This window comes from Fusibacter sp., from assembly GCF_057447755.1.
Window position 1 is genome coordinate 1 of the sequence record NZ_JBVBZF010000136.1, and the last position, 9387, is coordinate 9387.

6 protein-coding genes are annotated in these 9387 nt (G+C 37.9%); 4 read left to right on the forward strand and 2 right to left on the reverse strand.

The annotated features are described in order from the left end of the window. Positions 1-3: 3 nt before the first annotated feature. Entirely contained in the window at positions 4-780 is a 777-nt protein-coding gene (locus AC220I_RS13850) for a hypothetical protein (protein ID WP_486724441.1), read from the reverse strand. A 216-nt stretch (positions 781-996) separates the two neighbouring features. Between AC220I_RS13850 and AC220I_RS13855 the strand changes: the two genes are divergently transcribed. From AC220I_RS13855 to AC220I_RS13865, 3 genes are all read left to right on the forward strand, one after another. After that, positions 997-2394, forward strand: a complete 1398-nt coding sequence (locus tag AC220I_RS13855) for a sigma-54 interaction domain-containing protein (protein ID WP_486724442.1) — start codon at positions 997-999, stop codon at positions 2392-2394. A 188-nt stretch (positions 2395-2582) separates the two neighbouring features. Then, positions 2583-3617 carry a 3-oxoacyl-ACP synthase gene (locus AC220I_RS13860; protein ID WP_486724446.1) on the forward strand — a complete coding sequence of 345 codons (1035 nt, stop codon included), beginning with the start codon at positions 2583-2585 and terminating at the stop codon, positions 3615-3617. Further along, positions 3610-4920, forward strand: a complete 1311-nt coding sequence (locus AC220I_RS13865; RefSeq protein ID WP_486724443.1) for an acetyl-CoA hydrolase/transferase family protein — start codon at positions 3610-3612, stop codon at positions 4918-4920. The genes AC220I_RS13860 and AC220I_RS13865 overlap by 8 nt, the downstream gene beginning before the upstream one ends. Before the next feature lie 170 nt (positions 4921-5090). Here the strand turns inward: AC220I_RS13865 and AC220I_RS13870 are convergent, their stop codons facing one another. Beyond that, positions 5091-6296 carry an FprA family A-type flavoprotein gene (locus AC220I_RS13870; RefSeq protein ID WP_486724444.1) on the reverse strand — a complete coding sequence of 402 codons (1206 nt, stop codon included), beginning with the start codon at positions 6294-6296 and terminating at the stop codon, positions 5091-5093. A 520-nt stretch (positions 6297-6816) separates the two neighbouring features. On the opposite strand from AC220I_RS13870, the gene nifJ reads away from it, so the two are divergent. Further along, positions 6817-9387 (forward strand): pyruvate:ferredoxin (flavodoxin) oxidoreductase (nifJ, locus tag AC220I_RS13875; RefSeq protein ID WP_486724445.1); only part of this gene is annotated, 2571 nt, incomplete at its 3' end.

Sequence of the window (9387 nt, forward strand, 5' to 3'; positions counted from 1 at the left end):
ATTTTATTCTGAAACGTCAAAGAATGAACTGAGGTCCATTTTAGAAGAACTTAAGTATTGGTTGATTGCATAATTTTGTAAAAAGTTATTGGTGAAGTTAGAGCTGGTGTCAGAGTTTGAAGAGGTTGATGTATCATCATCTTCGTCATCGTCTTCATCACCATAAAGGGCGTCAAGTAACTTTTGGAGTGTACTGGTTTCCGTATCCTCAACGCTACCTGTTTGGTTAGCACCCCCGACGCCACCAGAACCACCAGGACCACCAGGGCCACCAGGGCCACCAGGGCCACCAGATCTTCCGCCAGGAGGTGGTCCCATTTTACCCATGTTGGCTTGCATTTCTTGAGCCTGTGTTTGTATGTCGGTTAGGATTTGTGTCAAATCTTCTTCTGAAAGTGATTCGATTTCAGATGTACTAGCTTCTTGGCCCGATAGCGCCGAATCCACTGAAGCGAGGAGTGCTTGTTTGTCTTCAAGACTCATGCTCTCCAAATCTGCTTCTGAGACAGTATCCATGGTTGTTTTTATATTTTCCATTTTCGCGCGTTCACTTTCGTCCATACCATTGATCTTTTGCCTCATCATTTGCAGTTTTGGATCATTTAGCATATCGTTTTTAATACTCTCAACCGATGATGTGGTATCATTTGAGTAGTTGGCACTTGAAAAGAGTGAATTTGCAAGTCCAAGCGCTGAGGTGTTGTATGATTGAGACTCTACTTCGGATTGCTGTTTTGTCTGGTTGACGTAGTATTGTTGATTAATGCCTGAAATTCTCATTTTGACCTCCTTTTAAAATTTAGTTCACACTCTAAACATCGACAAGTGTTTAAAGTGAGTTCAACGAATTTCTGTGGCAGTTTTGTGGCAGTTTAAATGTAATTGGTATCAAAATTGCTTGTATTTATAAGTAAACATAATCGTATCAAATTGGTTTCATTTTATTTAGGTTTCCGATATAATATGGTTAAATGCTTTAGAGATGGAAGTGAAAATATGAGACGTAATGAAAGTCCATTATTGGATGCTTATTTTGTTCAGAATATGCACAAAATATTTGATCCAATACCTGTACCAATTATCCTTGTAAATAGAGAAACTGAAATCATTATGATCAATGAAGCTTTTGCAACATATTTAGGGTTTTCAAGAGCAGACTTGATCGGTAAAAAAGTAAATGTAGTTGACCCAAATACTCGATTTCCTTATGTGTTCAAATCCAAAAGACCTGAGATTGCTTATAAACATAAATTTTCAAATGGTCATACAGCATTAGTCCATCGTATTCCAGTACTGGATGATGACGGGGAAGTGCTCTATGGTTTTGGCATGGTGATTTTTGATGATTTGAAAAAGTTGCAAGAAGTCCTCGAACGCAATAAGCTTCTCGAAGGCAGGCTTTCAATCTATCAAGAAGAACTGAAAAATATGCGAGGTGCTAAGTATTCGTGGGAAACCATCATTGGAAATTCCCTAACCATGCAACGCGTTAAGGCCATGTCGTCTAAAGCTGCAAAAACGGACTCAAATGTTTTAATAATGGGTGAGAGTGGCACCGGAAAAGAACTTTTTGCCCATGCCATCCATAATGATTCAAAAAGATTCGATGGACCATTTGTAAAAATTAATTGTGCAGCAATTCCAAAGGATTTATTGGAATCAGAACTCTTTGGATATGAAGAAGGTGCCTTTACAGGCGCTAAAAAGCAAGGCAAAGTAGGTAAATTTGAACTTGCAAATGGTGGCACTATATTTTTGGATGAAATTGGTGATATGCCTTTGGACATGCAGGTGAAAATATTGAGAGTGCTTCAGGAGCGTGAAATTGAAAGAATTGGTGGCAATCGGACAATCCCAGTGGACTGTAGAATTATCGCGGCGACCAACCGTAATTTAGTGGAGCGTATTAAGGAAAACGAATTTAGAGAAGACCTTTATTACAGATTAAATGTCATTAACATAGAAGTTCCGCCATTGAGGGAACGCAAAGAAGACATCGAATTGTTGTCTTTAAAATTGATGGAAAAGCTTTCAAATAGCTTAGGACACTATGTGAGTAATATCACAGTGGAAGCCCTTGAATGTTTGAAAGCATACAATTGGCCAGGCAATATCAGAGAACTCGAGAATGTCATTGAACGCGCCATAAACATGACAGATCATGAGACCATTGAAATCTTTCATTTGCCTCAATTTATACTGGCGAAGAAGCAGAAGACTTTTACTGAGTTGCCTCAAATTCAAAATCTCAAGGAAGCTGTTGAAGAAGTGGAGAAAACAACTATTACAAATTGTTTAATTGCAGTGGATCACAATAAGCTGAAAGCAGCCAAGTTGCTGGGCATTAGCAGAACCAGTTTATATGAGAAAATCGAAAAATACAAAATAGTCTAGTAAAATAATAATATAAAGCAAAAGAACAAGGTCTAACAAAGTGTTGTACAAATTGTGGACAGTGTTCTTTTTTTGTACAAAAAAATGAACAATATGACACTGTTTTGTCTCAATAAATGAAGAAATCATTGGCATGGGTCTTGCGATTTACTTAAAGTAACAAAACAAAGTAGGAGGGCAAGGTGTCAATGAGAACAGTTGGGATAGTGGGTACAGGTATATACATTCCAAATTCTTTTGTAACAGCAAAGGAAATTTCCGCCTTAACAAATGGCGTTTGGACAGAGGAAGCGATCATCAACAAACTGGGATTTAGTAGAAAGCCAGTTCCAGGGCCTGAGGATGGCACTCAGGAGATGGGGGTTAAGGCAGCACTTGATTGTCTGGAAAGGACAGGGATTGATCCCCTTGAGATAGATGTTATATTGTGTATGGGTGAGGAGTGGAAGGAATATCCATTGACGACTTCAGCAATTTATATACAGGAACGAATTGGCGCTAAAAACGCATGGGGAATAGATATACAAAATAGGTGTTGTACTACTGTTACTGCCATGAAAATGGCAAAGGACATGTTGGTGGCAGATGAGAGTATACAAACCATCATGATTTGTGGTGGTTATCGCAATGGCGACCTAGTGGATTACAGCGATAAGGATATGAGTATGATGTTCAATCTGGGGGCAGGTGCAGGGGCGATTATCTTAAAGGCAGGACATAACAAAAATAGGTTGCTGGAATCACACATCATGTCCGACGGTAGCATGGCAAGGGATGCTGGCGTGGAAATTGGTGGTATACTCAACCCCATTACAAGTGAAAATCATGAAGTCGCTTATAAATCTTTGAAGTTGATGGATGCAGAACACATGAAAAATAGACTTAATGAAGTTTCCATGAAAAACTGGATGGCGTGCATTGACTTGGCCTTTAGAAAATCAAAGGTTGATAAAAAAGATCTAGATTATTTGGCGGTCCTTCATTTTAAGGCATCCATGCACAAACAGATGTTGAAACTTTTAGAACTGGAGGAAACGCAGTCAATTTATTTAAGTGAATATGGCCATATTGGTCAGGTAGATCAAATTCTCTCATTACACCTTGCAATTGAAGCTGGAAAAATTAAGGATGGTTCCCTTGTGTCAATGATTGCAGCTGGAATTGGTTATGCGTGGGCTGCCAATGTGATTTTATGGGGGGAGGCAGGTGAGTATAATGCCTAAAATACGACCAAATTTTATCACGATTGAAGAAGCACTATTAAAAATAAAGGATGAGGATCATGTGGTTTCTGGTCTTGCCGGGGCTGAACCTAGAATGCTGCTCTCAAGATTGCATGAAATTCATGAAGGCGTAAATGGCATCCGTATCATGACATGCCTACCAATGGGAAATTATGAGTTTTATAGAAACCCTGATTACAAAGCCACATTTTTAATGGAAGGTTGGTTTTACAGTGGTGCTATGAGGCAATGTCATGACTATAAGACGGTGACCTTTATTCCAAATCATCTTCACTTTTCAGCAAAAAAAAGGATAGATTTTCACAAACCCAATGTCTATGTTGGTAACTGTTCTTGGGTGGATGAACATGGTTATGTCTCTCTTGGTTTGAGTGCTGTCTACGAAAGGGAAATGATAGAGGCTTCTGATATGGTAATCCTAGAGATGAATCCAAATGTTCCGCGTACCTTTGGTGATACCACGCTACACATCTCACAAGTGGACTATTTTATAAAGGCGAATTATCAAATGCCTGAACTACCGATCTCAGAAATTAGTGACAAGGATAGGCGAATTGGTAACTTCATTGCAGACCTGATTGAGGATGGTTCTACCATTCAATTGGGTATTGGTGGAATTCCCAATGCAGTTGCAGATGCGTTGAAGACTAAAAAGCATTTGGGCATTCACACAGAAATGTTCACCGATGGCATGGTTGATTTATATGAAGCTGGTGCCATAGACAATACTATGAAGACACTTCACAAAGGCAAAATGGTTGCTGCATTTGCACTCGGTTCAGAAAAGCTTTATAAATTTATAGATAACAATCCAGGTGTTTTAATATTGGACGGGGCTTATGTCAACGATCCTTATATAATTGGTCAAAATCATAAAATGGTATCTATCAATACTTCCATTGAGGTAGATCTTACAGGACAATGTTGTTCTGAATCTATAGGGTCTAAACAGATTAGCGGTACTGGCGGTCAAGCGGATACAGCTATAGGGGCACAAAATAGCAGGGGTGGAAAATCCTTTATAGCCCTCTATTCGACAACTTTGGTCAAGGATCCAGACAGTGGAAAAATGGTCGAAAAATCGAAAATTGTACCGACGCTAACTCAAGGTGCAATCGTATCCCTTTCTCGAAATGATGTGGACTATGTGGTCACGGAGTATGGTGTAGCAGCCCTTAGAGGCACCTCTATCAGAGATAGAGTTGATCGATTGATTGAAATTGCACATCCTGACTATAGAGAATGGCTTAGAAGTGAAGCAGAAAAGTTCAAAATTTGGTAATTAAAAAGACTGCAATCTCTAAAAGAGGTTGCAGTCTTGATTATATAGATCACTAGTTCTCATCCAGCTTTGAGAAAGAATTTTCAAAAGTGGTTAGATGAAAGCAATAACGATAAAACTTGTTTTGACATTAAATGTTGTTATTATACAAAACAAATTAGATGCTAATATTATTTGCTTTGATAATCGGCTTTAAGGCGATCAGCAATTTCTTTAGCCATTTCTTGTAAGGCTTTGAACTCAGCTTCCTTAGGCGAATAAGTTGCTTCAATTGATGGGCCGATTTTTTCCCAACCAATTTCTGAGACGAATGCTTCTATGCCTGAAACACCGCCACCTGACCATGACTTGTTTCCAAATACAGAAATGTAGCGATCTTTAAGGCCAGAGTTTCTAAGTTTTTCAAGAACGGTCTCTACCGAAGAAAAGACTTTGGTGTTATAAGCACAAGAACCGATTACAACGGATTTATATCGCCAGATTTCACTTAGGATATATGAATTATGTGTTTTAGAGGCATCAAATACTTTCACATTTTTTATGCCGTTTTCAGCTATAATTCTTGCAAGGTAATCTGCCATTTTAGCTGTATTGCCATACATTGAACCGTAGATGATGACAACGCCTTCCTCAGCTTCAAAACGACTCCATTTATCATACAATGAAATAATCTCACCTGGATTTGTACGCCAGACCGGACCGTGAGTTGGTGCGATGATTTGAATGTCAAGTCCACCGACCTTTTTGAGGGCACGTTGAACCATTGGGCTATATTTAGCAACGATATTTGAATAATAACGTCTTGTCTCATCTTCATAGAATTCATAGTTGATTTCGTCATCGAAGATGCCGCCATCTAGTGAACCAAAGCCACCAAAGGCATCCATTGAGAACAAAACTTTTGATGTTTCATCATAAGTCATCATAGTCTCTGGCCAGTGTACCATAGGTGTTAAGTAGAAAGTAAGCTTGTGTTGGCCAAGCTCTAAAGTATCGCCATCGCCTACTTCATAAAAATTCTTGGTAATGCCATAAAAACCCTCTATAAAAGGAAATGTCTTTTTATTGCCGACGATTTGCATGTCAGGGTAAGCGCTAAGCAGTGCTAACATTGATCCTGAGTGGTCGGGCTCCATATGATTTACGATTAGGTAATCAACAGGTTTATCTCCAATGATTTCTTTGATTTTTTCAAGATATTCTGTGGTCTTGTTAAATTTGACAGTATCAAGGACTGCCACTTTTTCATCGTTGATGATATAAGAATTATAAGCCACACCTTTTTCAAGCGGCCAGTAATTTTCAAAAAGTGTCGTTTCACGATCGTTTACCCCGATCCAATGAATTTTATCCTTAATATTTAATCTACACTCCATTTTTTCACCTCATGTTTTATTTAATTCTGATGACTTATTTAATATATCCTAAAAGTAAGACATAAATCATTCTTTTATGTTGCTTCTATTATAAAATAAAAAAAAAGAAATATCACCCCCTATATAAGGGAAAAAATGAATTGTTTCAATTATGTAGAAAATGGCTATAAAAAGTTTATAAAAAAATCGAAAGTTGAATATTGTATACAAAATACAGAAGTGGTATAATTGTATTGCAGTATATTTTCAAAAAAACGGTCAAAACCACATAAATGAGTCAGGGTGTGAAGTCGGAATATCCGAGTAATATTGTAGGGATAAATTATATAAGTTTATGTTCAGAATTCCTTATTTTCTAAGGTTTACATTAAATCGAAACTCTTATATAATGGTCTTGTGCATTTTGACAATTGATTAACGAAATGTCGTAATATTGAATGCTCTAGTGAATTGACAGTCATGTATTTTGTATACTATACTGTTTTTGTAATCAATATTGATTAAAGGAGGCTATTTTTCAATGGGTAAAAAAGTTATGAAAACCATGGATGGTAACACAGCTGCTGCATGGGTATCTTATGCATTCACTGATGTTGCTGCAATCTATCCAATCACTCCATCTTCTAACATGGCTGAGTTCGTAGACGAGTGGGCAGCAGGTGGTAAAAAGAACATTTTTGGACAACCGGTTTTAGTATCTGAACTTCAATCAGAAGCAGGTGCGGCAGGTGCAGTTCACGGATCATTACAAGCAGGTGCTTTAACAACTACTTTTACAGCATCTCAAGGTTTATTATTAATGATTCCAAATATGTACAAAATTGCTGGTGAATTATTACCAGGCGTGTTCCATGTTAGTGCAAGAGCAATTGCTTCTCATGCATTATCAATCTTCGGAGACCATTCAGACGTAATGTCAGCAAGACAAACTGGTTTTGCTTTATTATCTTCTGGCTCAGTTCAAGAAGTTATGGATCTTGGTGGTGTTGCTCATTTAGCTGCTATCAAGTCTAGAGTACCATTTTTACATTTCTTTGATGGTTTTAGAACATCTCATGAAGTTCAAAAAATCGAAACTATTGATTACTCAGTATTCAATGAGTTAGTGGATCACGAAGCAATTGCTGCTTTTAGAAAAGGCGCTTTAAGCCCAGAGCATCCAGTAACTAGAGGTACTGCACAAAACCCAGATATCTTCTTCCAAGCGAGAGAAGCGTCTAACTCATTCTACACTGCAGTTCCTGCTATTGTAGAAGGCTACATGAATGAAATCAGTAAAGTTACTGGTAGAGATTATAAATTATTTAACTACTATGGTGCACCAGATGCAGAGAGAATTATCGTTGCTATGGGTTCAGTAGTAGAAGCTGCTGAAGAAACAATTGATTATTTAGTTGCTAAAGGCGAAAAAGTTGGTATGATCAAAGTTAGACTTTATAGACCTTGGGCACCTAAATACTTCTTTGATGTTTTACCAGCGTCTGTTAAGAAAATTGCTGTTCTTGATAGAACTAAAGAGCCAGGCGCAGATGGCGAGCCATTATACAAAGATATCAGAGCTATGTTCTACGAAGTAGAAAATGCACCTGTAATCGTTGGTGGTCGTTACGGTCTTGGTTCAAAAGATACAACACCTTCTCACATTAAGAGAGTGTTTGACGAACTTAAAGAAGCAAAACCTGCAAATGATTTCACATTAGCAATTAAAGATGATGTTACAAATCTTTCTTTAGATGTAGTAGAAGAAATCGTTGCTGAAACTGAAGGTACAATCAGATGTAAATTCTGGGGTCTTGGATCAGATGGTACAGTTGGCGCTAACAAAAATGCCATCAAAATCATCGGTGATAAAACTGACCTTTATGCTCAAGGTTACTTCTCATATGACTCGAAAAAATCTGGTGGTATCACAGTTTCTCACTTAAGATTTGGTAAGAACCCAATCAGATCAACATATTTAATTAACGAAGCTGATTATGTTGCTTGTCATAACCAATCATATGTCTATCAATATGACTTATTAAAGGGTCTTAAAAAAGGCGGTACATTCGTACTTAACTGTAAGTGGAGCCAAGAAGAAGTAAATGCTTTATTACCTGCAGAAATGAAACGTTATATCGCTAAAAACAACATTGAGTTCTACACAATTGATGCAACTTCAATTGCTGAAGAAATCGGTCTTGGCAATAGAATCAACATGGTAATGCAATCTGCATTCTTCAAACTTGCTAAGGTTATTGACCTTGATAAAGCTGTAGAGTACCTCAAAGAAGCAATTGAAAAATCTTACGGTAAAAAAGGTAAGACAATTGTTGAACTTAACAACAAAGCGGTTGATGCTGGTATCGAGAGACTTTCTAAAGTTGAAATCCCTGCTGACTGGGCTGATGCTCAAGAAGGCGTAGCTGTAGAAGCTAAAGGCGAACCTACATTCATTAAAGAAATCTTAAGACCAATTGCTGCTCAAAAAGGTGATGATCTTCCGGTTAGCACTTTCAAAGGTATTGAAGATGGATCATTTGATCATGGTACAGCTGCTTACGAAAAACGTGGTATCGCTGTTAATGTTCCAGAATGGCAAATTGATAACTGTATCCAATGTAACCAATGTTCTTATGTATGTCCACATGCTGCAATCAGACCTTTCTTATTAACTGAAGAAGAGTTAGCAGCAGCGCCAGACACATTAAAAACAAAACCAGCTATGGGTAAAGGTCTTGAAGGCTTAAACTACAAAATTCAAGTATCTCCATATGACTGTACAGGTTGTGGAAACTGTGCTGATATCTGTCCATCTAAACAAAAAGCATTAGTAATGCAACCAATTGAAACTCAAGTAGAAGCAGAATCTCCAAACTGGAATTATGCAGTAGCATTACCAGTTAAGGCTGATAAAATGCCACTTTCAACTGTAAAAGGTTCACAATTTGCTCAACCATTATTCGAGTTCTCAGGCGCTTGTGCTGGTTGTGGTGAAACACCATATATGAAAGCTGTAACACAATTATACGGTGACAGAATGATGATCGCAAATGCTACAGGTTGTTCTTCAATCTGGGGTGGTTCTGCACCATCTACACCATACACTAAA

What these genes read in the sequence shown, in the direction of transcription:
- AC220I_RS13850 (WP_486724441.1), bottom strand. Translation starts at nt 780, where the DNA reads ATGAGAATTTCAGGCATTAATCAACAATACTACGTCAACCAGACAAAA.
- AC220I_RS13860 (WP_486724446.1), top strand. Translation starts at nt 2,583, where the DNA reads ATGAGAACAGTTGGGATAGTGGGTACAGGTATATACATTCCAAATTCT.
- AC220I_RS13870 (WP_486724444.1), bottom strand. Translation starts at nt 6,296, where the DNA reads ATGGAGTGTAGATTAAATATTAAGGATAAAATTCATTGGATCGGGGTA.
- AC220I_RS13855 (WP_486724442.1), top strand. Translation starts at nt 997, where the DNA reads ATGAGACGTAATGAAAGTCCATTATTGGATGCTTATTTTGTTCAGAAT.
- AC220I_RS13865 (WP_486724443.1), top strand. Translation starts at nt 3,610, where the DNA reads ATGCCTAAAATACGACCAAATTTTATCACGATTGAAGAAGCACTATTA.